General features: G+C 71.3%; 25 protein-coding genes. 13 read left to right on the plus strand and 12 right to left on the minus strand.

The genetic code is table 11. From position 1 onward, the window contains the following. The first annotated feature begins 73 nt into the window (after positions 1-73). The 6 genes from ACQP2Y_RS36075 to ACQP2Y_RS36100 are packed head-to-tail and all read left to right on the plus strand — an operon-like array spanning position 74 to position 4,727. Positions 74-1,237, plus strand: coding sequence for an acyl-CoA dehydrogenase family protein (locus ACQP2Y_RS36075; RefSeq protein ID WP_433720589.1), 1,164 nt, complete (start codon positions 74-76; stop codon positions 1,235-1,237). Next, the gene (locus tag ACQP2Y_RS36080; RefSeq protein ID WP_433720590.1) at positions 1,237-2,337 is read left to right on the plus strand and encodes an LLM class flavin-dependent oxidoreductase; all 1,101 of its coding nucleotides are present in this window, start codon (positions 1,237-1,239) and stop codon (positions 2,335-2,337) included. Before ACQP2Y_RS36075 ends, ACQP2Y_RS36080 begins: the two co-directional genes overlap by 1 nt. 9 nt (positions 2,338-2,346) lie before the next feature. Continuing rightward, positions 2,347-2,862 (plus strand): flavin reductase family protein, encoded by a 516-nt coding sequence (locus ACQP2Y_RS36085; protein ID WP_433720591.1) that lies wholly within the window; start codon positions 2,347-2,349, stop codon positions 2,860-2,862. Next, positions 2,863-3,924 carry an LLM class flavin-dependent oxidoreductase gene (locus ACQP2Y_RS36090; RefSeq protein ID WP_433720592.1) on the plus strand — a complete coding sequence of 354 codons (1,062 nt, stop codon included), beginning with the start codon at positions 2,863-2,865 and terminating at the stop codon, positions 3,922-3,924. It begins immediately after the preceding gene. After that, entirely contained in the window at positions 3,921-4,385 is a 465-nt protein-coding gene (locus tag ACQP2Y_RS36095) for an NADPH-dependent FMN reductase (protein WP_433720593.1), read from the plus strand. The genes ACQP2Y_RS36090 and ACQP2Y_RS36095 overlap by 4 nt, the downstream gene beginning before the upstream one ends. Positions 4,386-4,412: 27 nt before the next feature. Further along, positions 4,413-4,727, plus strand: a complete 315-nt coding sequence (locus ACQP2Y_RS36100; RefSeq protein ID WP_433720594.1) for a hypothetical protein — start codon at positions 4,413-4,415, stop codon at positions 4,725-4,727. Here the strand turns inward: ACQP2Y_RS36100 and ACQP2Y_RS36105 are convergent. Further along, on the minus strand, positions 4,702-5,418 hold the full coding sequence (locus ACQP2Y_RS36105; protein WP_433720595.1) for a hypothetical protein: 717 nt from the start codon (positions 5,416-5,418) through the stop codon (positions 4,702-4,704). The two genes, ACQP2Y_RS36100 and ACQP2Y_RS36105, sit on opposite strands and share 26 nt — an antisense overlap. Further along, positions 5,415-5,843 carry a hypothetical protein gene (locus ACQP2Y_RS36110; RefSeq protein WP_433720597.1) on the minus strand — a complete coding sequence of 143 codons (429 nt, stop codon included), beginning with the start codon at positions 5,841-5,843 and terminating at the stop codon, positions 5,415-5,417. Before ACQP2Y_RS36110 ends, ACQP2Y_RS36105 begins: the two co-directional genes overlap by 4 nt. Before the next feature lie 72 nt (positions 5,844-5,915). On the opposite strand from ACQP2Y_RS36110, the gene ACQP2Y_RS36115 reads away from it, so the two are divergent. Next, complete coding sequence (locus ACQP2Y_RS36115) at positions 5,916-6,584, plus strand: DUF2238 domain-containing protein (RefSeq protein WP_433720599.1); 669 nt, start codon at positions 5,916-5,918, stop codon at positions 6,582-6,584. After that, a complete protein-coding gene (locus ACQP2Y_RS36120; RefSeq protein WP_433720601.1) occupies positions 6,581-7,231 on the plus strand; it encodes a LysE family translocator in 651 nt (216 codons plus the stop codon). The genes ACQP2Y_RS36115 and ACQP2Y_RS36120 overlap by 4 nt, the downstream gene beginning before the upstream one ends. 177 nt (positions 7,232-7,408) lie before the next feature. Here ACQP2Y_RS36120 and ACQP2Y_RS36125 read toward each other — a convergent pair whose 3' ends face one another. The 5 genes from ACQP2Y_RS36125 to ACQP2Y_RS36145 form a co-directional block, all read right to left on the minus strand. Further along, complete coding sequence (locus ACQP2Y_RS36125; protein WP_433720603.1) at positions 7,409-9,757, minus strand: hypothetical protein; 2,349 nt, start codon at positions 9,755-9,757, stop codon at positions 7,409-7,411. Then, a complete protein-coding gene (locus ACQP2Y_RS36130) occupies positions 9,754-10,305 on the minus strand; it encodes an ABC transporter ATP-binding protein (protein WP_433732190.1) in 552 nt (183 codons plus the stop codon). Before ACQP2Y_RS36130 ends, ACQP2Y_RS36125 begins: the two co-directional genes overlap by 4 nt. 896 nt (positions 10,306-11,201) lie before the next feature. After that, entirely contained in the window at positions 11,202-11,564 is a 363-nt protein-coding gene (locus ACQP2Y_RS36135) for a DUF1707 SHOCT-like domain-containing protein (RefSeq protein ID WP_433720605.1), read from the minus strand. 237 nt (positions 11,565-11,801) lie between these two features. Continuing rightward, positions 11,802-14,111 (minus strand): DUF4132 domain-containing protein, encoded by a 2,310-nt coding sequence (locus ACQP2Y_RS36140; RefSeq protein WP_433720606.1) that lies wholly within the window; start codon positions 14,109-14,111, stop codon positions 11,802-11,804. Continuing rightward, complete coding sequence (locus ACQP2Y_RS36145; protein WP_433720608.1) at positions 14,111-14,473, minus strand: hypothetical protein; 363 nt, start codon at positions 14,471-14,473, stop codon at positions 14,111-14,113. The genes ACQP2Y_RS36140 and ACQP2Y_RS36145 overlap by 1 nt, the downstream gene beginning before the upstream one ends. Before the next feature lie 100 nt (positions 14,474-14,573). Here ACQP2Y_RS36145 and ACQP2Y_RS36150 point away from each other — a divergent pair, with 100 nt between their 5' ends. Both ACQP2Y_RS36150 and ACQP2Y_RS36155 read left to right on the plus strand, forming a co-directional pair. Beyond that, on the plus strand, positions 14,574-14,696 hold the full coding sequence (locus ACQP2Y_RS36150) for a ribosomal protein bL36 (RefSeq protein WP_015624451.1): 123 nt from the start codon (positions 14,574-14,576) through the stop codon (positions 14,694-14,696). A 116-nt stretch (positions 14,697-14,812) separates the two neighbouring features. After that, entirely contained in the window at positions 14,813-15,649 is an 837-nt protein-coding gene (locus ACQP2Y_RS36155; RefSeq protein ID WP_433720610.1) for an alpha/beta fold hydrolase, read from the plus strand. A gap of 29 nt (positions 15,650-15,678) precedes the next feature. On the opposite strand, the gene ACQP2Y_RS36160 is transcribed toward ACQP2Y_RS36155, so the two are convergent. The 4 genes from ACQP2Y_RS36160 to ACQP2Y_RS36175 are packed head-to-tail and all read right to left on the minus strand — an operon-like array spanning position 15,679 to position 18,835. Then, positions 15,679-16,305, minus strand: a complete 627-nt coding sequence (locus ACQP2Y_RS36160) for a response regulator (protein ID WP_433720611.1) — start codon at positions 16,303-16,305, stop codon at positions 15,679-15,681. Further along, a complete protein-coding gene (locus ACQP2Y_RS36165) occupies positions 16,302-17,459 on the minus strand; it encodes a sensor histidine kinase (protein WP_433720613.1) in 1,158 nt (385 codons plus the stop codon). The genes ACQP2Y_RS36160 and ACQP2Y_RS36165 overlap by 4 nt, the downstream gene beginning before the upstream one ends. Before the next feature lie 10 nt (positions 17,460-17,469). Then, positions 17,470-17,898: an ABA4-like family protein gene (locus ACQP2Y_RS36170; protein ID WP_433720614.1), complete on the minus strand. Its 429-nt coding sequence runs from the start codon at positions 17,896-17,898 to the stop codon at positions 17,470-17,472. A gap of 55 nt (positions 17,899-17,953) precedes the next feature. Next, entirely contained in the window at positions 17,954-18,835 is an 882-nt protein-coding gene (locus tag ACQP2Y_RS36175; RefSeq protein ID WP_433720615.1) for a hypothetical protein, read from the minus strand. A 112-nt stretch (positions 18,836-18,947) separates the two neighbouring features. On the opposite strand from ACQP2Y_RS36175, the gene ACQP2Y_RS36180 reads away from it, so the two are divergent. Next, positions 18,948-20,381, plus strand: coding sequence for a hypothetical protein (locus tag ACQP2Y_RS36180; protein WP_433720617.1), 1,434 nt, complete (start codon positions 18,948-18,950; stop codon positions 20,379-20,381). Here ACQP2Y_RS36180 and ACQP2Y_RS36185 read toward each other — a convergent pair. Next, positions 20,362-21,693, minus strand: a complete 1,332-nt coding sequence (locus ACQP2Y_RS36185; protein ID WP_433720619.1) for an FAD-dependent oxidoreductase — start codon at positions 21,691-21,693, stop codon at positions 20,362-20,364. The two genes, ACQP2Y_RS36180 and ACQP2Y_RS36185, sit on opposite strands and share 20 nt — an antisense overlap. A 77-nt stretch (positions 21,694-21,770) precedes the next feature. Between ACQP2Y_RS36185 and ACQP2Y_RS36190 the strand changes: the two genes are divergently transcribed. Together ACQP2Y_RS36190 and ACQP2Y_RS36195 are read left to right on the plus strand one after the other, a co-directional pair. Then, positions 21,771-22,337: a nucleotidyltransferase family protein gene (locus tag ACQP2Y_RS36190; protein WP_433720620.1), complete on the plus strand. Its 567-nt coding sequence runs from the start codon at positions 21,771-21,773 to the stop codon at positions 22,335-22,337. Continuing rightward, a complete protein-coding gene (locus tag ACQP2Y_RS36195) occupies positions 22,330-23,430 on the plus strand; it encodes an XdhC family protein (protein ID WP_433720622.1) in 1,101 nt (366 codons plus the stop codon). The genes ACQP2Y_RS36190 and ACQP2Y_RS36195 overlap by 8 nt, the downstream gene beginning before the upstream one ends. Positions 23,431-23,446: the final 16 nt, after the last annotated feature.

Below are 23,446 nucleotides of genomic sequence, written 5' to 3' on the forward strand. Positions count from 1 at the left end.
TGAACCCCATAGGTTTACTAGGATATGGGATCACCGTTGACACCCGTGCTGCAAGGAGGGCACGGTTGGGGCCATGCCCACCCCCGCTGCGGACGCCCAGGCTCTGCCGACGCCCCGCCTTTCCCATCTGGTGGACGTGACCGCGGCCCTGGCTGCCCACGCCGAGCAGCACGACCGCACCGCCGACCTGCCGCACGCCGGCCTGGCCGCGGTGCACGAGGCCGGCCTGCTCACCCTCACCGTCGGCCCCGAGCACGGCGGCCCGGGCGGTGGCCTGGCCGACACCGTGCGCGTCCTCACCGCCCTCGGCCGCGGCGACCCGTCGGTCGCCCTGATCAGCGCGATGACGCTCTTCGCGCACGCCGCCTCGGCCGCCTGGCCCACCGACCTCTATGCCGAGGTGCTGGCCGAGTCGGCGCGGCGGCCCACCCTGATCAACTCCCTGCGGGTCGAGCCCGACCTCGGCACCCCGGCCCGCGGCGGCCTGCCGGTCACCACCGCCCGGCGGACCGCCGGCGGCTGGGAGCTCACCGGCCACAAGATCTTCTCCACCGGCGCGATCGGGTTGCGCTGGATGCAGGTCTGGGCCCGGACTGACGAGGATCCGGTACGCACCGGAGCGTTCCTGGTCCGCACCGACTCCCCCGGCATCACCGTCGAGCGCACCTGGGACCACCTGGGCCTGCGCGCCTCCCGCAGTGACGACGTGACCTTCGACCGGGTGCCCGTGCCGCACGGGGCGACGCTGGAGCTGGCCGAACCGGGAGCGCCCGGCGCGGACCCCGGCGGCCTGCGCGCCTGGAACGCCCTCGGCATCGCCGCCATCTACCTCGGGGTGGCCGCCGCGGCCCGTGACTGGCTCACCGGCTACCTGCGTGAACGGGTCCCCACCAACCTCGGCAAGCCGCTGGCCTCGCTCCCCCGCTTCCAGAGCGAGGTCGGCCTGATCTCCGCTCAGCTGCTCACCGCGACGACGCTGATCGACAGCATCGCGCAGGCGATCGACCGCGGCGAGCCGGTGGACGCTGATCAGCCGGGCCTGGCCAAGACCGTCGCCACCACCGCCGCCATCGACGCCGTGCAGCGCGGTGTGGCCCTCATCGGCAACGCCGGGCTCAGCCGCCGGAACCCGCTCGAACGCCATCTGCGCGACGTGCTCTGCGGACGCATCCACACCCCGCAGGACGACGTCGTCCTCACCGCCGCCGGTCGCGCCCAGCTCGAGAGGAATTCCTGATGACCGTCGAGTTCGTCGGCATGATCGGCACCCGGGACGTGTCCGAGACCCGCGCACCCAGCGGGCCACCGATCGACCCCGGGTACGTACGGCGCTTCAGCCGGGCGCACGAGGACGGCGGCTTCGACCGGGTGCTGATCGGCTACGGCTCGTCCACGCCGGACGGGACGCAGGTCGCCGCGTACGCCGCCGCGCACACCGAACGCCTCGGGCTGCTCATCGCCCACCGGCCCGGTTTCGTCGCCCCGACCACCGCCGCGCGCACCTTCGCGACCCTGGACCAGCTCTCCGGCGGCCGGGTCGCCGTGCACACCATCACCGGTGGCTCCGACGCCGAGCAACGCCGCGACGGTGACTACCTGGGCAAGGACGACCGGTACGCCCGCACCGAAGAGTACCTGCGGATCCTGCGCCGCGCCTGGTCGTCGCCGGAGCCGTTCTCGCACGAGGGCCGGTTCTACCGCTTCGAGAACTTCTCGCTGCTGGCCCAGCCGGCGCACCGGATCCCGCTGTACTTCGGCGGCTCGTCTCCGGCGGCGTACCGCACCGGCGGGGCGGTCGCCGACGTCTTCGCCCTCTGGGGTGAGCCGCTGAAGGAGACCGCCGAGCAGATCGCCGCCGTGCAGGCCTCGGCGGCCGCGGCCGGGCGCGGCCCGCTGGGCATCAGCGTCTCGTTCCGGCCGATCCTGGCCGCGACCGACGAGCTGGCCTGGGAGCGGGCCGAGCGCATCCTGGCCACCATCACCGAGAGCAAGGGCGGCAAGGGCTCCTTCACCGGTGACAAGACCCGCGTGCTGGGCGGGCCGCACCCCGAGAACATCGGCTCGCAACGCCTGCTCGCAGCCGCGGCCAAGGGTGACCGGCACGACCGGGCACTGTGGACGGCCACCGCGCTGGCCAGCGGCGCCCAGGGCAACTCGACCGCCCTGGTCGGCTCGCCCGAGACCGTGGCCCGCGCCCTGCTGGACTACGTCGACCTCGGCGTCACCACGATCCTGATCCGCGGCTACGACCCCGTCGACGACGCGGTCGACTACGGCCGGCACCTCATCCCGCTCGTCAGGCAGGAACTAGCCCACCGCTCCCTCGTCGCTGCTTAGGGGACCACCATGACCGTCACCCCTCTCCACCAGGACCGTGCCGTGGACGCCGACCTCTTCCGGGCGCTGCTGCGCCGCCATGCCGCTGCCGTCGTCGTGATCACCGCCCCCGGCGAGCCCCCGGCCGGCTTCACCGCCACCTCCTTCACCTCCGTCTCGCTCGACCCGCCGCTGGTCTCGTTCTGCCTGGCCAAGACCGCCTCGGCGTGGCCGGCCGTGGAGTCGGCGAGCACCATCGCCGTGCACGTGCTGACCCAGGAGCAGGAGCACGTCGCCCGCACGTTCGCGACCCGGGGCATCGACCGCTTCGCCGCGCACGGCGCCTGGCGGCCCGGACCGGACGGGGTGCCGCTGCTCGACGGCGTGCTGGCCCGCATCGTGTGCCGGGTGACCCAGCGGGTGGAGGCCGGCGACCACACCATCGTGCTGGCCGCGCCGGAGGTGGGCGAGCACCACGAGGACACGACGGTCACCCCGCTCGTCTACCACGACGGCACGTACGCGCACCTCAAGCGGTCGGCGTAGATGGAGTTCCACTGGTTCCTGCCGACCGCCGGGGACAGCCACGGCATCACCAGCGGCGGGCAGGCGGCAGCCACCGTGACCACCGAACGCCCGCCCGAGCTGGGCTACCTGGCACTGGTGGCCCGCGCGGCCGAGCGCCTCGGCTTCACCGGCGTGCTCACCCCGACCGGCACGTTCTGCGAGGACGCGTGGCTCACCACCGCCGCGCTGCTCACCGAGACGTCCACACTGCGGTTCCTGGTCGCGTTCCGGCCCGGGCTGGTGTCGCCGACGCTGGCCGCCCAGATGGCCTCGACCTACCAGCGGATCTCCGGCGGGCGGCTGATGCTCAACGTGGTCACCGGCGGAGAGTCCACCGAGCAGCGCCGCTTCGGCGACTGGCTGGACCACGACCAGCGGTACGCCCGGACCGCCGAGTTCGTCCAGGTGCTGCGCGGCGCCTGGTCGGGCGAGCCGTTCGACTTCACCGGCGAGCACTACCGGATCGAGGGCGCGACGACGCGGCAGCCGCCCGATCCTGTACCCCCGATCTTCTTCGGCGGGTCGTCACTGCCGGCGTTGCGGGTGGCCGCCGAGCACGTCGACACGTACCTGACCTGGGGTGAACCGCCGGACGCGGTCGCCGCCAAGCTGGCCGCGGTGCGCGCGCTGACCGACCGCCGGCTCACGTACGGGATCAGGCTGCACGTCATCACGAGGGACACCGCCGACGAGGCCTGGGCGGCGGCGCGCGCCCTGCTCGACCGGGTGCCGGAGGCCGCCGTCACCGCGGCGCGGGAGCGCTTCGCCCGTACCGAATCCGAAGGCCAGCGCCGGATGGCGCAGCTGGCCGGCGGGGACTCGCTCGAGGTCTCCCCCAACCTGTGGGCCGGCTTCGGCCTGGTCCGGCCGGGCGCGGGCACCGCGCTGGTCGGCAGCCACGCCGAGGTCGCCGAGCGGCTCACCGAATATCACGCGCTCGGCATCGACCACTTCATCCTGTCCGGACAACCACACCTGGAGGAGGCCTACCGCTTCGGCGAGGGCGTCCTCCCCCTGCTGAAACTGGGAGCAAACGCATGAGCGGAATCGTCGTCGTCTCGGGTAACCCGCGGCCCGGATCGCGGACCTCCGTGCTGGCCTCGGCCGTCGGGGAGGCGCTGGGCGGTGCCGCCGCCGTGGTGGAGGTCGGCGCGCTCGGTGCGGGCCTGCTGACACCGGGAGACACCGCCACGGCGGCCGCGGTGACGGCGGTCCGCGAGGCTGACGTGCTGGTGGTTGCCACGCCGACCTACAAGGGCAGCTACACCGGGGTGCTGAAGGTGCTGCTCGATCAGCTGCCCGCCAATGCGCTTGCCGGCAAACGGGCCGTACCGGTGGTGACCGCGGGTGTGGCCCCGCAAGCGGCGGCGGCCGCGGCCCTGCTGGCGCAGCTGCTCGCCGAGCTCGGCGCCGAGGTCGCGCCCGCGCTGCCGGTGGTCGAGGCGGACCTGCCCGAGTCGGCGGCGATCGCGGAGAAGTACGCGGCGTTGCACGGCGGGTGATTGGCGGCGGCTTGCCACGATGACGCCATGGAAATCCTCGTGACCGTCGCGCTCGTCGTGCTGCTGGTCGGCCTGATCCTGCTGGGCCTGGCCTCGTCGGCGAACTCCCGGCGGGAACAACTGCGGACGGCCGCCCGGCTCACCGCGATCGAGCAGAAGCTCGACGCGGTGGTCGGGCATCTCGGCATCACCGTCCGCGAGCGGGAGCAGCCCGAGGTGCTCCGGCTGATCTTCGCGGACCAGCGGGTGGCGGCGATCAAGGCCTACCGGGACGAGACCGGCGCCACGCTGCTGGAAGCGAAGAACGCGGTCGACGCTATGGCTGCCCGGCACGGGCGTTGACGCGGCGCCGCTCCCGCAGCCTCGCCGCCCCGGCCAGCAGTCCCGCGGCGGCCATCGAGACGGCTCCCCAGAACATCAGCGAGCCCACGGCATCTCCGTCGAACCAGGCCCCGTACGCCAGCACGACCGCGACCGCGACCACGACGACGCCGGGCAGGCTGGCCAGAGCCCGGCCCCGCCGGGCCGGCCGGAGCAGCCCGAACACCGCGTCCGCCACCACCAGCAGTGCGGCCACCGCGCTCATGCCGAAGGTGAACGACCGCACGTCGACCGGCACATCCGCGTCGTCGAGGCGGTAGACGATGAGCAGCAGAGCGACACCGAGGGCCAGCGCCAGGATGGCGGCGGCGCCGAGGTCCCAGCTGCGCGGCAGCGGTCGCTCCCGGTCCTGGCGCTTGCGCGGGATGTGGTCCCAGGCCCGGTTGATGGCGAAGCGGCTCGCCATCGCCCCGAAGACGCTCAGCGCGAGAAAGGCGACGATCGGGGGGACCACGCTGCGGGTCAGGTAGGCGATGATGCCGGCGACCAGGGCGGCCACCGGCAGGCCGGTGGCCGCGCCGACCAGCCAGCCGTTGCGGAAGTCGGTGCGGGCCGCGGGCAGGTCCAGCGGGTGGACCAGCGGCTGGGTCTCGGGGTCGGGCAGGTCGACGAGCTCTTCCATGACGGTCGGTGCCTCTTCCAGGGTTGTCACGGCAGCCTCCAGGGCGCGTGGTCGATGAAGGAGCTGGTGGGGTTGGGGCGGGCGATGTCGTAGACCTTCTGCCGGGAGACGCCGAGCCGGGCGGCGACCGTCACAGCGCTGAAGTCGTCGAGCAGAGCCTCGACGGCGAGCGCCCGGACCGCGGATGCCCGGGAGGTCAGGTGGGCGGTGAGGGCGCTGACCTCGGCCGCGATCAGCGCGACGGCGAGCGGACCGCCGAACGGCCCGGCCCAGTCGGCCGCACCCCCGGCGGCCGCGGCGAACATCTCGTCGCCCCCGTCGGCCAGGGCCGAGCGCACCAGCTCCGGGGACACCCCGGCCGACTCGAAGCGCTCGCGGACCGGCGCACGGGTGTCGGGGGTACGGTGCGCCAGGACGACGTCCCAGCTGTTGTCACCCCCGGGTTGACTGCTCATGGGTAGAGCATGTGTCACCCCGGGGGTGACTGTCAACCCTCCAGACTGGACCGGGCCGCCTAGAGTGCGGCTGTGCCCCCGTTCCCCCTCGCGTACCGGTGGACGCTGGGCGTCTTCCTGATCGTGGTCGCCGCCACCTGGTGGCGGCCCGAACATCCGGTCGAGCAGGCCATGCACCACTCGCTCACCGTGCTCGGCCTGGTGGCGCTACTGCTCGTGCAGCGGCGCCGCCCACTGCCGTACGCGTCGTTCCTGCTGATCCTGATCTTCCTGGTGCTGCACTCGGTGGCGGCCCGGTGGATCTACTCGTTCGTGCCGTACGACGACTGGACGGAGGCGCTGTTCGGCGTACGCCTCAACGAGCTCTTCGGGTGGCAGCGCAACAACTTCGACCGGCTGGTGCACCTGTCGTACGGGCTCTGTTTCGGCCCGGTGCTGTTCGCCCGGTTCCGGGAGGCCGGGCGCGGCATCCGCTGGGCGGCGCTGGTGGCGGTGGACGTGGTGCTGTCCACGAGCGCGGTGTACGAGCTGTTCGAGTGGGGCATCGCGATGACGCTCGCGCCCGGGGCGGCCGAGGCCTACAACGGCCAGCAGGGTGACATGTGGGACGCCCAGAAGGACATGACGCTGGCGACGGGCGGGGCGATCGTGGCGGTGGCGGTCACGGCGCTGATCGCGTACCACCGATCGGGTTTTGGCTCTCGCCGGATCCCGCAGCCGGCGGCGACGCTGGACGGATGATCAGTCTCGCGTCCCTGCTCGGCGTCACGGCCGTCGCCCTCGGCATGGTGCTCACCCCGGGCCCGAACATGATGTACCTGGTCTCCCGCAGCATCACCCAGGGCCGGCGCGCCGGCATCGTCTCGCTCGGCGGCGTGGTGATCGGCTTCCTCATCTACCTGACCGCCGCCAACCTCGGCCTCTCGGTGATCTTCGTGCACGTCCCGGAGGCGTACACGACCGTCAAGCTGGCCGGCGCGGCCTACCTGGGCTGGCTCGCCGTCAAGACGCTGCGCCCGGGCGGCACGTCGGTCTTCGCGCCGGCCTCCGCGCCGACCTCCGCGCCGGGCGACTCACCGCGCCGGCTGTTCACCATGGGCCTGCTCACCAATCTGCTCAACCCCAAGGCCGCGATCATGTATCTGTCGCTGATCCCGCAGTTCGTCCGCCCGGAAGCCGGGCACGTGCTCGCCCAGGGCTTCGTGCTCGGCGGCGTGCAGATCCTGGTCAGCCTGACGGTCAACCTGCTGATCGTGGCGGCGGCGGGCGGCATCGCGGTCTTCCTGGCCCGGCGGCCGGGCTGGCTGCGGATGCAGCGCTACCTGATGGGTACGGTGCTCGGCGCGCTCGCCGTCCACCTGGCCACGGACCGCGCCCGCCCGGCCTGACACAGGCATCTGGGCCTGTACATCCCGCAATGGCTCGGGTGTGCGCTCTCCAGCTTCATTGAATAGCGACGCCGTGGACGCCGCCGCGATCGCTCAAGCCGCTCGTGGCCGGGACATCAACCACCCGCGACTACGTCGCCCGCCGCATTAGCGAAGGCCGCATCGCGCTCCAGCCGCTCAGGAGATGACCGTGCGTGACGGCACTCGATGGAAGGCGATACCGAGAGCGGCTATGGCGGCCAACGATGCTCCTCCCGGAATCAGCCAGATCAAGCCGAATCCAGCTCCGTTGTGTACGCCTTGCAGCCAGGCCGAGCAGAGCCCAAGTCCAGTCGCGAATATGACGGATACCATGGGCACGGCGAAAATCTGAGCCGTGAGCATGCGCCGTCGACGCGGCAGTCCTCCGATGTCGATCAGCGTACGGCGCAACCTCGCCTGAACGGAGACGATGGTGGCTCCGCCGAAACCCAACAGGACCACCAGCAGGAGACCACCGGAAGCCGACCAGGCTCGCGCTAGCGCCAGGTGAATATCCGCGCCCTCGTACTGACTACGCTCTTCGGCCACCTGACCTGCGCTGGCGAGCCGGGCGACATCGGAGCGGAACTGCGCCTGAGAAACGGTCGGGAGTTTCGCGAAGTCAAGGAAGGCGATGAACTCGCCGTTGGTGGCGCGGAGTTTCAAAGAATGCGCCAACGCGCCTTCAGCCGGCAGAACGGCGCCCGGCATGTTTCCACCGAGTAGCGCATCGCCACTGGCGGGCGACTCCTCGATCCGCGAGGTCACATCACTGCCTGCGGCCAACGTGAGCAGACCAACTACACCACTTTGGATAAGGCTGGGGTCGGCCGTCAACGGCGCAGTGCTGTCGCCCGACGAGAGCGCGATGATATTGATCGGAGCGATCGAGTGTGGTGGGAAGCAGGTCAGATCCACCTCACTGAGTCGCGTTGATCTCATGCGCTTCATACACCCGGTCAGTTCAGCGCTCGCCGCTCGGACCATGGTGCTGGTCTCATCGGGAAGTCGGTAGGTGACAACGCTTTTGCCGCCGAGACGGCGGTATGAGGCGCGTAGTACATCGCCGCTTTTGGATGGCACTTCAGTCAACAGCAGAGAGCCGGACGGCTGTACCATCGGCGAAGTCTCCCGCATGGAGATCGCATTGTGCGAACCGGCTGCCGATTGCATAGTAGTCACCCAAGTCAGCAGCGCCGCCACGATCACGACCGGCAGCAGCGCATGAGCGACCATGCGCACCACCCGGCGCTCGGCTGTCCCAGCACTACGGGATGCGAGGTGGGCGATGAGCACCGGAGCAACGACGACGGCGGCGGCACCGGCGGCACCGCCGACCTGTACCGGCAGCACGCGAGCCAGGGTGAGGCCGAGCATGACGGCCCATACGGCCATCACGGCGCTTGCTACCCGTGCTGAAACACTGATTCGGGGAATCCGCCGGCGCCGTCTGCTCAGCAGGTACGCCGGGGCCGTATGGAGTACCAGAATCACCAGGGTCGGGACACCTGCGACATAGACAGCGAGCGGCAGCCACGACGCTGCGATTGTCTGCCAATCCTGACCAAAAATCGCTGACAGGTGGGACCGCCACACTGTCGCCGCGGCAAGGGTCAGAATGCTCCCGGAGACCGTGCCCATAAGGACCGCCGCCGCTCCCGCGTAACCGACGATACGCCACGAGCGCACCCTCTCCATCCCGCTGGCCTGCAACGCGGACGCATCGCGCCGTACCTTGTAGGCCGACATGGCCAACAACGCCAAGATCAGGGAGATCGAGATGGCACTCAAGGCCGGTGTGGCGTAGCTCAGCATCGACAGGACGGCGGACCGGGTCGACGAGCCCTCGTCTTCCGCCAGGATTTCCACTGTGCGGCCCTTGAGAACTCGCCGATCCAGAAGCGGGCCCAGCTCTCTGTCGGTAAAGGGATCGGCATGGGTAAGGAATACGGTTGCCTCGCGCGCATCAACGTCATCGGACAGCAGAACAACCGTGAGGTCGTCGTCGTTCGCCGGCGATGAAGTGATACCTGAAACCCGAACCGGGTGCTTCTGACTCTTCGCGTCGGTGACGATTGACTCATCGCCTACACGCAGACCGAGTGCGTCCGCCAAGAACGAGGATATCGTCGCCTCATCGGGGCGGACCGGGTAACGTCCTTCGACCAGCAGACCCAGCTCGGCAGTCGGATCACTGACGAAGCGCAGACCTGCCGGTGACTCAGCGTTCCTCGAAGCGGCCTTTCCTGCGCTGTCGATGACCGCCAGCAAATCCGTTCGCCGGGACAGCACGGGAAGAGCCTGCTGCTCGTCAAGAACTTGGACTGCGAAAGCCCGTCCGCCGGCATCGGCGGCGACTGCCTGCTCCGTGGCTGCAGTGACTGATGCTTGCAGGATATTGGCCCCGGCAAAGGCGATCGCGAGGACAAACGCTGTGCCGGCCAGTCCGCATACCGCGGCGAAGTGGAACCGGATGAACTTTCCGACCAGGAACCTCGTAGTCACGCCGGCAACTCGCTTGTCTCGCGGAAGCTTCCGTCATGGTGCACCAGCGCGCGTGACATCATGTGCGCTACCGACCGGTCGTGCGTCGCGACGACGACAGCCACCTGATGCTCCTGACTGATGTCACGCAGGAGCGTGGCCACAGTAATAGTGTTCTCCCCATCCAGTGCACCGGTCGGCTCGTCAGCCAGCAGAACTCTTGATCGGGACACCAGAGCCCTGGCGATGGCCACACGCTGCTGCTCCCCGCCGGAGAGAGTGGCTGGTGAACGCTCTTGAAGTCCGTTCAGGCCCACCCGATCGAGCGCGTTGGCGACATCCGTCTGCGAGACGTCGATCGCGCGCAGTTCCGCCGCGAGAGCGAGATTCTCCGCCACGGTTAGGAAATCAACCAACCGGTAATCCTGGTGGATCAAAGAAATTCGCGCATCGCCGCCGTTTCGGCTCCTGAGCGGCCTCCCGTTGAGGCTGACACGCCCCTGGTCAGGAATTTGAAGCCCCGCAAGAATCCGCAGAAGAGTGGACTTTCCGCTGCCGCTCGGGCCCATGATGGCCACTGACTCCGCGCCAACTTCGAGGGAAACGGATCGGAGCGGTTGCGCCCGGACAGTACCTTGCCGATATGAAACGCTGATATTTTGACACGAAAGCACGAAACAGCCTTTCAACGGCATCCGGGAACTGCAGTGGAGATGAAAGTGCCATCCGGGCCTTCTACGCCGCAATCTTGCAACGACCGCCAGAAGGCCCGGATGCGACTCAGCTAGACGCTGGTGATCTCGACCTTGACGGTATCGTTGGCGCCCCAGCCCCAAGAGCTCCACTTCCACGAATTGAGCTCCGTGAAGTACGGCGTGTAGTGATCAGGGCCGGAAGAGACAACGCCGACCCCACGCGCCCTTGAGTTGGCATTGAGAGAGGCGCACATGGCTCCGACCCGCCAGTCGTCCGGTTCCCAGTTGACGGGCCTGTCCTCAGATTTCGCAACGCAGTTTCCGCCGGGCGCAGCCGCCGCGGGGGAAGCGACCGAGAGAACAATCCCTCCGCCCAACATGGCTACAGTTGATGCGACGGCCGTAAGCTTTCTCACAGACGGACTTCCTTTCGGTAGGAGTGAACATGAGCCTGCCTCAAGGATCGATCTACGTCAACTCCATATCCTGCGCCCGATAGTTCGAGGCAGGTAAGGAGTGCGCCCATGACAAAATGGCCCTCGACGAGGGCCGGACAGTCGAATAAACGCCGGTTGCGTCGAGCGCGGGTGGCTAGAAGGGCGTGGTGAATGCGCTCTCTTCAGCAGTGGTCAGGAAATGGCAGAGGAAAACGCAGCGCAGCAAGGCGAGTCTTGAACGCAGAGGGACAACGAATGTGGGCTACCGAATGCCTTGCGCCGACTTACCGTCAATTCGTTCAGCCAACCAAGGGAAAGCTCAACAGCCGGCAGTCAATAGAGCACGGATAAGATCCAGGCGCCCACACCAACGGCTGCCACCACGGTTGATACGAGCAGGACGATCCTTCGCTGGGTCACCGATGCCGGGAGGGCAGGGGCTTCGTCCTGACGCGCCGGCTCCGGCGGCCTCGCCGCCGGAGAAGTTACGTAGAGCTGAGACTGCGGAGCCGGCCGAGCGGTTGGCAAATCGAGCATCAGCACGTCCAGCTCAGCGTACGTCTTAGCGGCATAGGCCTGCTGAAGCCGCTCGTCGTACTCGTGCAGGTCCAGCCGACCTTCGTCCAGGGCCGTTCTCAGGCGATCGACGACCTCCTCGCGGTCCTTATCACCAGCTCGTTTCGGCCCGACATGCATGGCCGAAGCGTAGCATTTCCGGTCCGGATCCGGAGTGTCCACGCGAGGGCGGCGTTGACGATCAGATCGGTCGGCATCACTGCCACCAGGGCAGGCCAAGGCCGTCAGTGAGCCTTTTGCAAGCGATCTTGCAGCTCAGGACGGTAGTGACGGGTCCGGGTGATCGACGCGCTTCCAGCCGGGCCCTCTCGGCACCACGTCGAGGCCGATCGCTGCCCAGGATCAATGAAAGGCATCTCATGGCGGGGGCGGTACGGCTGGGAGTTGGGCCACGATCGTCGGGTCCGTGATCGTGTCGTCAGCCGCCAGCAGAATCGCCTTGGACAGGATCAAAGACAGCACCCGGTCATCGTCGAAGGGCAGGTGGACCGCCGGCTTGCGTTTGTGGTCCGGGACGATGCACAGATAGGTGTCGTCGGGTTCGATCAGGATGTTGGCCGAGCCGAGGTGGATCCGGTACGTACCCCGCTGACCGCGGACCCGGAGGTATCTCTCCGTCAGCTCGCACCGCGGCCCGATCGACAGCCGCGGCAGGAGCCGGGCCAGCACGTCTCGACGCACTTCGGCCGAGGCGGTCAGAGCACCGAAGCCAGCCGACTCGCGATAGGCGCGGAAACGCGAGGTTCCCCGATCCTGCCACGCCTCGTCGGCCGCGATCGACGTAACGCCGACGAACAGGTCCACGTCGCGCATCGCCTCGCTGAACACCCGCACCGGCACCTCGGTCAGCGGCGCATCCTGCCACGCCCCGCCGGCGCGGCGGGTGAAGCGGACCTCGCCGAGAATGCAGTACACCACCTGATAGTCCGCTTCCCCGGCCGCCTCGTGGACCAGCAGCGCCCGCCACTCACCGCCACCGAGATCCTTCGAAGCTTCCGTGCGGTGACCCTGGTCCCACGTGCCGAGGTAGCTCGCCGCCCAGCCTCGGGTCCGCATCAGAGCATTGGCCTGGCGGTAGCGCAGAATGTGCCCCGCGAAACGCCGCGACGAAGTCCGGCTCGACGCCTCCGCCGGAGTCAGCGGATACACCTCCCGGAACGCCTGTTTGAACGGCTGCCGCAACTCCTCCACTCCGATGTGGTCACGCCATCTCGCCGCCTCCCCGGGCGCAGCCAACGCGGGATGCCAAAGCCGCACTCGCCCGCCGGCCGGCTCGAAGTCGTTGCCTGCCTCGTCCACCAGCCTCCAGCCGCCGTCGGCCTCGCGACGCGGAATGCCGGCCCGCCACGCCCTGCCGTCCACCGACGATTGCCAGATCAGGCGATCGGCCACAGACCCCGTGATCGGATGATCCAGATAGCGCGCCACCCAATCAGCCCACGCCCAGCTCCTCTCCTGGGACAGCAGCGACTCGACCCGATCGCGTTCCGCAGCCAGCGTCTTGGTGATCTCCTTGACCAGCGCCCTGGCCTCCGCGACGTCCACATCGGCCGGCACTCGCTTGAGCGGCCTGCCGTCCCGCATGACCACCAATCGCGCCCTGCCGTCAACGACCTCCACGAGGACAGAGCCGGGCACCGGCCAGCAGCGCCGCCCCTCCGCATCCAGGCCGTGGTCGTCGATCCCGAGTTCCAGCGCCTCGCCGGCCGCCCAGCCACGCGCGCTCTCGATCCGCGCGACCGCAGCGCGAACCCGCGCCAGCAACGGTTTGCTCCGCACCGTGAGCGCCAGCCGCACCAGTGCCCGCACCGGCGCATCACCCCCGCGATCCGCCAAGATCTCCACCGCAGCCGCCGCCGTCCGCGGCGCCTGCACCTCCGAGGATGCCGTGCCCGCCCGCACCGCGACCCGGGCCAGCAAAGCAGTCGACTCCGGATCCCGGGCGGCGAACCAGATCAGCCCCCGCACCAGCAGGTCGGTGTCCTCACCGACCGACCCTTGATAAGCACAGAACCGCTCCAGCAGGGGATTGACAACGCCCGCCGCGCCGCGCAGATCATCCGCCCGTCGCAGCCAGCCCTTGGCCGGCACCGGCTTGGCCAGCGACTCGGCGTGCCGCAGCACCGCACGCATCCCGGCATCGGTCAGCAGCGGCCGCAGCGACTCCTGCACCGCCGCGTCGAACACGTCGTCCGCCGGCAGCACGTGACCGAGCCCACCGGGATCGATCCGGTCCAGCACAGCGCCGTACGCCTGGGACAGCGAATGACGCACCCGCACAGCCAGATAGCTCGTCTTCACCGCGTCCAGCACCGCTTCGAAGGCCGGTACGAGGTCACGCAACTCCTCCGGCGGCAGCGCGGCACCGATGATGACGGGCAGGCGCCACGGGGAGCCGTCGTCGCGTCCGGTCTCGCCGGCCAGCACCCGCAGGCTCCAGATCAGGTCGTCCCGGGTCCAGTGCACGTCGTCCGTCGCCAGCGCGGCGATCACCTCGGCCGGGTGCACGAACGGGGCGTCGTCGCGGGCCGCCTCCCAGTGCAGGCGCAGACAGATCAGCCGGCGGTGGTCCGCGGGTAGCGCCGGGTCGGCATCTGTCGTCTTTACCTCGTGCAGGCGCGGGTCGGGGTCGACCGCCGGGGTCAGGTCGAGCAGGATCGGCTCCATCAGCCACCCACCAGCGGGACCAGGCGGATGAACGCCACCGTCGGATCGCCGCGCAGGTCGATGAGCTGGTCGAGGTCGTCGACCTGGTGCCGGCCGACGATCATCACGAAGCCGTTGCGGGTGAACGCCGCGCACGCCGCGTCAGCCTGCGCGGTCCAGTCGAGACGCTGTCCCCTCCGTACCGTTAAAGGCGCCAAGCCGCGGAAGACGTCGCCCGCCGTGGCATGGAAGCGGGCCACCTCCTCGCGGACCCGCAGGCGCAGCAGTTCGCGCGCGGTGATCTCGTCGGGCAGGTCCGGCAGGATCCACTCGTCGATCGCCCGGCCCGCCATGGTCTCGTCGCGCACCATCACCTCGGCCACACCCACCCCTTCCCTTCGGCCCGGTCATCATGGCGGCAGCCTCCGACAGTTTCCGGAATGCCGGGGTGACCGGCGGCGTTGGCAGGACCGAGGAGGCATCATGAAGGTTCGCAACTCGCTCCGGTCGCTCAAGAGCAAGCCGGGTTCGGTTGTCACCCGCCGGCGGGGCCGGATGGTCGTCATCAATCGCAAGAACCCCCGCTGGAACGGCCGTCAGGGCTGATCCCGCGATACCGTGACAAGGCACCAAGGCCGGGAACCCGCCGCCACGGGTTCCCGGTCTTTTGCGTGTGGGAGATCACATCGCCGCGGGTGACCGTCCACCCGGAGACTGTCCCGATGGAACCTCGCGTGCATCCGGTGCCCTCCACTGACGGCGTCACGCTGACCGTCGAGGAGTACGGCGAGCCCGGCCGCGCCGCGTCCGTGGTCTTCCTGCCCGCGCTCGGGGTGCCGGTGGCCTACTACGGCCCGCTGTTCCGCGCCTGGGCGGCCGCCGGCCGGCACGTCGTCGGCGTGGAGCTGCGCGGCATGCCGCAGAGCCCGGTCGCCGACCTGCGCCGCGACTCGTTCGGCTACGCCCATCTGGTCCGCGACGACCTGCCGGCCGTCTTCACCGATCCGGCCGTCGCCGGCGCGGCCAAGGTCGTGCTGGTGGGCCACAGCCTGGGCGGTCAGCTCGCGCTGCTGTCGGGCGCCGCCGGCACGGTACGCCCGGACGCCGTCGTCACCCTGGCCACGGGTACGAGTTCCCCGTTTGCCCGCAGCGGCCGGCTCGCCCGGGCCCAGCGCGCCGCCGGGGTCCGCTTCGTCGGCGCGGTCACCTGTTCGCTGGGCTACTGGCCGGGACACCGGCTCGGCTTCGCGGGACGCCAGCCCCGCACACTGATGAACGACTGGGGTTACGAGGCCCGCTACGGCCGCTACCGCCTGCGCGGTGACCGCACCGACTACGAGGCCGCGCTGGCCGATCTGTCCGTGCCGGCGCTGCTCGTCGACATCGCCGGCGACCGGATGATCCCGCGCGCCGCGGTCGACCACCTGGCGGCCCGGCTGCCCTCCGACGTCGACCGGGCCACGATCGACGCGGTCCCGGACCACTTCCTGTGGGCCCGCCGCACCCCGGAGAAGGTCATCACCCGCGTCGAGAGCTGGCTCACCACCCGCGGCCTCTGACCCGGCCGAGCAGCGGTCGCCGCTGGCGATCAGCCGCCGCGGGCGAAGAGCGCCAACCGCACCCGGTTGGGACTGTCGGTCTTGGTCATCAGGCTGGTGATGTGCGTCTTCACAGTCGTCACGCCGATGTGCAGCCGGTCGGCGATCTCCGTGTTGGACAGCCCTTCGGCCACCAGCTCCAGCACGTCCCGCTCCCGGGCGGTCAGCCCCGCCACCGGCCGCGGCTGGTCCACCCGGGCCGCGACCGCCCGCCGCACCAGCCGCTGCAGCACGTCCTGACTGAACGGGCTGTCCCCCGCCGCGGCCCGCCGGATCCCGTCCAGCAGCTCGACCGGCGGCGCGTCCTTCAGCAGAAAGCCGCAGGCCCCAGCCGTCAGCGCCGGATAGAGGTGGTCGTCGTCGCCGAAGGTGGTCAGCACGACGATCCGGGCGCCCGGGCGTTCCGCCAGGATGCGGCCGGTCGCCGTGATGCCGTCAACCCCCGGCATCCGCAGGTCCATGACGATCACGTCGGGGGCCAGCCGGGCGGCGAGCGTCACCGCGTCGCGGCCGTTCTCCGCCTCGCCGACCACCGTCAGGTCGGCTTCGGCGTCGCAGAGCATCCGCAGGCCGGCGCGGATCAGCGGCTGGTCGTCGACCAGCAGGACCCTGATCACACCGGCTCCGTGGACCGGCTGGCCGGCAGTACGGTCTCGACCCGCCAGCCGCCCGCCGCCGGTCCGGCCGTCAGCCGGCCGCCCAGCACCTCGACCCGTTCGCGCATCCCGATCAGACCGTGACCGCCGCCGGACGGCAGCCCGGGCACCACGCCGCCGCCGTCGTCGGTGACCGACCAGAGCACGTCCCCGTCCTGCACCTCGACCCGCAGGCTCGCCCGGGCGGCCGGTCCGGCGTGCTTGGCCACGTTGGTCAGCGCTTCCTGGGTCAGCCGCAGCACGGCCAGGCCGCGGACCACGTCCAGCGATCCGGCCTCCGGCGCGATGCTCGCGTCCACCGTCAGTCCCGCCCGCCGGGCCGTTTCGACCGCGGCTTCGAGGGCGGCCGGCAGCGCGCCGGGCTCGATCGCGGTGAGCGCCGCATCCGTACGCCGGGACGGGTCCCGCAGCACCGCGACCAGCTGCCGCAGATCGGCCAGCGCGGCCGTACCGGTGCCGTGCACGTCGTCGAACACCTCCGTCACCCGCGGGTCCACGTCCGGCAGCACGTGCCGGGCCACGCCGACCCGCAGCACCATCGACGCGACGTGGTGTGCGACCACGTCGTGCAGTTCGCGGGCGATCGCCGAGCGTTCGTCCGCGCGGGCCGCCCGGCTCTCCGACTCGGCCCGACGCCGGGCCTGCACGCCCAGCTCGCGGGTGGTCCGGATGACCAGGCCGAGCAGCACCGGTACGCCGATCACTATGAACAGCCCGAAGACCAGCCCGGAGATCTGCGACGGGTCCCGGCCCAGGGTGAAGGCCGCATAGACCGCCGCGACCAGGCCCGCGCAGGACCAGAGGATGCGCGGCCGGGGGGCCCACAGTGCCACTTCGAGCAGCAGCCAGCTGGTGCCGACCTGATTGATCGTGGTGTCGTCGATGAGCCAGAACGCCACGACCAGCAGGGCGGTCTGGGCCAGCAGGCCGGGCAGCTGCCGGCGGTGCAGGATCAGGGCGAGGGCGAACGCGGCCACCGCGAGCAGCCATTGCGTCGGGGTGGGCGCCGGGCCGGCCTGGGTGCCGAAGAGCAGGTAGCTCAGGCCGCTCAGGTCCAGCAGCACCATCCGGACGAACGTGTCCCGCGCGTCGAAGAGCCGTGCCACCCATCCCACGAGGACCACCCTAGGCGCTCTCGGCGGGGCGGTAGCGGGCCCGTACCAGCAGGTAGACCAGCAGGCCCAGGGGGCCGAGCAGGATCGTGAGCAGCAGCACCGGCGACATGATCAGCGCAGGGACGCCGCGGGTCCGGCTGTCGAGCCAGGACCAGCGGCCGACGAAGAGATCGAACGCGAGCATGTGCGCCCAGGCCGCCGCCGCGCCGTCGGCCGTGCCGAGCAGTTCGCGGACGCCGCCGAGGGTGGGCGACGCGACGGCCGGCAGCACCTCGCCGAAGGCCGGGATGACCAGCAGCGCGTAGATCACCACGACCGGCAGCACGATCAGCGGGGAGGCGATGATCCGCCGGGTCCAGGACCAGCCGGGCAGCAGGATCATGAGCGCCCAGAACGGCGCGGCGACCGCGAAGGTCAACCCGAACAAGGCCCCGGTCATGCTGGCCCTCCCAGGCCGTCGTCCGCCGCGGCCAGGTGCCGCTCGGTGCAGGCGGTCATGCCGCCAGCTCCAGAGCCGGCTGCCGGCGGCGGGCCACCACGGCGACCGTGGCAGTCGCGGTCGCGGCGGCGAGGGCGGCCCAGGCGGTCAACGTCAGGGCGTCGGGCTGCAGCAGCGGCTGGCCGCGCAGGGCCTGCCAGGTCAGTAGGGCGGTGAGGATGCCGTACGCGACGCCGCCGACCGCCAGCAGCCGGATCCGGGTGAGCTCGTCGAGCCGGTTGCCGAGCAGCAGGGCGAGCAACGGCAGCGCCTGCAACGCGTGCAGCCCGACGAAGTGGCCGATCCGCAGGTCGCCGCCGGTGGTGCTCCAGCCGACCACTGGCAGTCCCGGTCCGCCGTCGCTCACGCCGACACTGTGCCCCATCTGGGCGGGCTGCACCATCGGGATCGCCGCCACCAGGCCGAGCAGGGACAGTCCCAGGCCCCAGCGGACGGCGTGCGCGGACACCCGGTCGGCGATCCGCTGCCGGAGCACCACGACGCCGATCACGAAGTGCGCGATGAACAGCACCATGATCGCGCTGCCCATGACCTGCCACAGCGCGGAGTTCAGCGCGGAGGTCTCGTTGTAGTGGCTGGTCTGCCCGCGCAGCACCTGCGTCACGATCACGACCATCTCGGCGACGGACATGGCGACCACCACGGTGGCGGCCCATTCGGCGAGGCGGCTGCGCCGCGGGAGCAGCGAGAGCATCCAGGCCAGGGTGGAGGTGTAGAGGACGAAGGACACCGCGAACTTGAACGGCTTGAGCCAGATCGGCGCGCCGGTCAGGACGCGCGGGTCGGCGAGGGTGCCGACCGCCGCGACGAGGGCCAGGAGGGCCATCGCGGCGGCGAAGATCATCAGCGGGCGGTGCCAGCGCAGCACGTTTGTCATGCCCTTGATGCTTTCGGGGCCGGCGGGCGCTTTCGCCCATCCGCGGGCCCGTCCCGCGGCCGGTGGTCGGAGGCCGTCTCCTCCCTGGGTAGGAGGTCGCCATACTGTCCGCGTGAACGAGGTCGTGTTTCCCCGGGCCGAGGACGGCCGGCGCAGCGGTTCGGCGCTGGGCCGGGCGGTGGTCGCGGACGCTCTGCGGGTGGCGGATCCGGCGGCGGCCGCGGCGGCCGAGCGGGAGAGCGACTGGCGTACGGGCTACCTGCGGCACTTCCGGGCCCTGGTCGAGGCGGGGCTGGACGGCGGCTACGACATCGCGCGGGCCGGGCTGGCGTCGGTGCACAGCCGGATGCGGGTTACCAGCGGCGCGGACGAGGTGCCGCTCGATCAGGCGTTCACCACAAAGAGCGAAGCCGCCGAGCCGCTGGGCACCGTGACGATCCACGGTGAAAGCAAGCCTGAGCAGGAGCTGGTCCTGCCGTACCGGGGTGAGCTGCTGCGCGGGGACGCCCTGCTGCGGCGGCTCGACGACTGGGTGCGGGAGGGCACGATCGAGGAATCGTGCGCCGAGGCCGTCCGCGAGGTGGCCGCCGAGCCGGACTGGCTGGACCTGTCCGATCAGCGGCTGGTGGTGCTGGGCGCCGGCGCCGAGATGGGACCACTGCCCGCCGTACTGGCGTGGGGTGGCACGGTGATCGGCGTCGACCTGCCCCGGCCGCGGGTCTGGGAACGGGTGGCGGCCACCGCCCGGCAGAGCGCGGGCACGCTGATCGCGCCGGGTGCCACGATCGAGGGCGCGGGCGTGGACCTGCTGACCGGGCTGCCGGCGACGGCGCAGTGGCTGCTCGGCATCGAGGGCCGGCTGGTGCTCGGCAACTACGTGTACGCGCCCGGGGCGGCGTACCCCCGGCTCTCAGCGGCCGTCGACGCCCTGACCGAGCATGTGCGCCGGCAGCGACCCGGCACCGCCCTGGCCTTTCTGGCCACGCCGACGGATGCCTTCGCGGTGCCGGCCGGCGCCGTCGCGCAGGCCGCGGTGCGGTTCCGGGACCGGCCGGCGGCGGCCAAGGTGCTCGCCGCGATGTCCGGCGGCCGGCTGCTCCAGCCGAACTACCCGCCCGGCGCCGACCCCGGCATCGCCGACAGCCTGGTCCCCCAGCAGGGCCCGAACTACGCGCTGGCCAAACGCATCCAGCGGTGGCGGGCGTCGGTGGCCCGGCACGACGGCACGACGGTGAGCTTCTCGGTCGCCCCGCCGACCCGGACCCGGTCGGTGCTGAGCAACCGGCTGCTCGCGGCGGCCTACGCGGGTGCGCACGTGTTCGGCGCGGAGATCTTCGAACCCGCGACCAGCAACCGGCTGATGGCGGCGCTGCTCGTGCACCAGCTCCGCAAGCCACGGCCCGCGGCGCCGAACGCATGGACCGACGAGACCATCGGCGCGGCGCACGGCGGGCTGTGGCGGGTCGCCTACCAGCCCCGGACGGTGCTCGGGCTGGCCGCCGTACGCGGTCTGCCGGCCGCCCTGGCTAGACCCCCACGCGGCTGATCAGCGACACCAGCTCGTCCCGGCTCGGGCCGGTCGGCAGCGGGGCCCGCCAGCCGCCCGCATAGATCTCCCGGGCCCGCGGTTCGGCCGCGGCCAGCGTCGCGGGCAGAGCTTCCATCGACAGATACGGCCCGACGTGGCGCATCAGCGACGGGTCCGCCTGAGCCGCCTCGACGATGTAGCCGGAGGCGAGCGGCCGGGACAGGTTGATGTCCGCGCCTGCCCACTGGCGTACCTGTTCGGCGTCCCAGATCAGGTGGTCGTCGAACCAGGGCTTGATCTGCTCGGTGCACCACCGGTCGAACTCCAGCGTCACGGTCTCGAGATCCGCGCCGCCGGGACCGCCGATCAGCGAGACCAGGTGCTGGGCCTGCAGCAGAGACGTCGTGATGCCGCGGCCGGCGACCGGGTTGGTGGTGCAGACCGCGTCGCCGACGTGGATGAGCCCGGGCAGCGCCACCCGGCCGTCCTCGTCCAGCTGGCCCCGGTAGGCGTTGCGCAGGTGACCGCCGGGCAGCACGGCGGTGATCGGCCGGGTGCGGGCCGGATCGGTCCATTCCGCGAACCCGGGCACCGCCCGCGCGGCCGCCTCGAAAGCCTCGGTGACCCGCAGGCCGGCCAGCTTCCGGTCGGTGCTGAGCCGGCAGAACGTGGTGCTCACAGTGCGGTTGTCCTGCAGGAACACGGCGAAGAAGTAGCCCGGCATCCGGGAGATCAGGCCGACCGGCGCGTTGACCGGGCCCGGCGCGGCGCCCGGCAGCAGCTCGTACTGCCGGGAGACATAGGACAGCCCGCAGTCCCGGCCGGTGCCGGGGGCGCGCAGGTCGTCGCCGATCCGCCCGGCCCGGCCGGAGGCGTTCAGCACCAGGTCGGCGGCCACCTCGGTGCCGTCGACGCGCAGTCCGGCAGCGCGGCCGTGGGAGCGCAGCACATCCTCGACGTGTCCGCACCGCAGCGTCACGCCGGGCTCGGCCGCCGCGGTCCTGCGCAACACCAGCTCGAAGACCTCCCGGCGGCAGGCCATCCCGACCACCATCTCCGGCCGGGTGCCCTCCGCGGGCAGGATGATCAGCTCGGCGCCGGCGGCCAGCAGCGCGTCGCGCACCTCGGGCAGCTCCGCCTCGAGGGCCGTGAGGATCTGCCGGCGCAGCGCGTGCGGATGGTGGAACTGCATGACGCCTTTGCGCTGCCAGTCGCCGCCGGGTGCGGGGCCGGGGTCGCGATCCACGACGGTGACCTCGTGACCGCGGCGGGCCAGGGCGGTCGCGGCGTACAGGCCGGTGGGTCCGGTACCGACGATGGCTACCCTCATCCGCTGAGCCTAGGGGCCGGCCGGCGGCTGCTGCTCGCTCTCAGTCGGGATCCCGTCACCGCGGCTAGGCTCTGGTGATGGAGATCGCCGGTCTGGTTCTCGCCGCGGGCGCCGGTCGCCGCTACGGGATGCCCAAGGCCCTCGTTGCGCACCGGGGCAGCCTGCTCGTGGAGCGCGCGGCCGGCATCCTGCGCGAGGCCGGCGTGGCCGAGCCGGTGGTCGTGATCGGTGCGCAGGCAGCCCAGGTCCGCACTGTCGCGCCCGCACTGACCTATGTCGAGAATCCGGACTGGGCGAGCGGCATGGCCTCCTCGTTGCGCACCGGCCTGGCGGCGCTGGCCGCCGGCCCGGCCGGTGCGGCGGTGGTCCTGCTGGTCGACATGCCCGGCGTCACACCCGCAGCGGTACGCGCCATCGCCGCCGACGCCACCCCGGCCTCCCTGGTGATGGGCGGCTACGGCGAGCGCCGGTCCCATCCGGTCCTGCTCGGCCGCGAGCACTGGGACGGGGTCGCGCGCAGTGCCACCGGCGACCGCGGCGCCCGCGACTACCTGCGCGCGCACGCCGGCCAGGTCCGCGTCGTCCCGGTCGGCCACCTCGCCGACGACACCGATCTCGACGTACCGGAAGTGACCCGTGCGTGACGTCCTGGACGATCTGCTCCGCTGGTGGCGCGCGGGTGAGCCGGCCGGGCTGGCCACCGTCACCGCCACCTGGTCGAGCGCACCCCGGCAGCCCGGCGCGGCGATGCTCGTCAGCGCCGACGGCACCGCCGTCGGCAGCGTCTCCGGCGGCTGCGTCGAGGGCGCGGTCTACGAGCTCTGTCGCGAGGTGGCCGGGTCCGGCACCCCGCAGACCGTGCGGTACGGCATCAGCGACGACGACGCGTTCGAGGTCGGGCTGCCCTGCGGCGGCACGATCGAGCTCTTCGTCGAGCGGGCCGGCTTCCCCGAGCTGCCCGTGCTCGCGGAGGCGGTCGCCGCGGACCAGCCGGTCGCGCTGCTCACGTGTGTCGAGGGCCCGCCGGAGGCGCTGGGCCGGCACCTGGTCGTCAACGGCGACACCCGGCACGGCTCGCTGGGCGGTGACCGGCTGGACGACGCGGTCACCGACGACGGCCGGGGGCTGCTCGCCGCCGGGCGCACCGGGCTGCTGCACTACGGCCCGGCCGGCGAGCGCCGCGGCACCGGGCTCACCGTGCTGGTCACCTCGTTCGCGCCGGCCGCCCGCATGATCGTGTTCGGGGCCACCGACCACGCCGCCGCGGTGGCCCGGATCGGCGCGTTCCTCGGTTATCGGGTGACGGTCTGCGACGCCCGGCCGGTCTTCGCCACCGCCCGGCGCTTCCCCGAGGCCGACGAGGTCGTCGTCGACTGGCCGCACCGCTACCTGGCGGCCGAGGCGGCAGCCGGGCGGATCGACCCGCGCACCGTGCTGTGCGTGCTGACCCACGACCCGAAGTTCGACGTGCCGGTGCTGGAGGTGGCGCTCGGGCTGCCGGTGGCGTACGTGGGGGCGATGGGTTCCCGCCGCACCCACGACGACCGGCTCAAGCGGCTGCGCGAGACCGGGCTGGACCCGGCCGCGATCGCCCGGCTGGCCTCGCCGATCGGGCTCGATCTGGGCGCGCGCACCCCGGAGGAGACCGCGGTGAGCATCGCGGCCGAGATCGTGGCCGTGCGCTGGCACGGCACCGGCGGGCGGCTCACCGGCACCGCGGGGCCGATCCACTCCTGAGCGGTGGTTTGATGAC

Origin of the sequence: Actinoplanes sp. CA-051413, from assembly GCF_050955795.1 — a bacterium.
GTDB lineage: Bacteria > Actinomycetota > Actinomycetes > Mycobacteriales > Micromonosporaceae > Actinoplanes.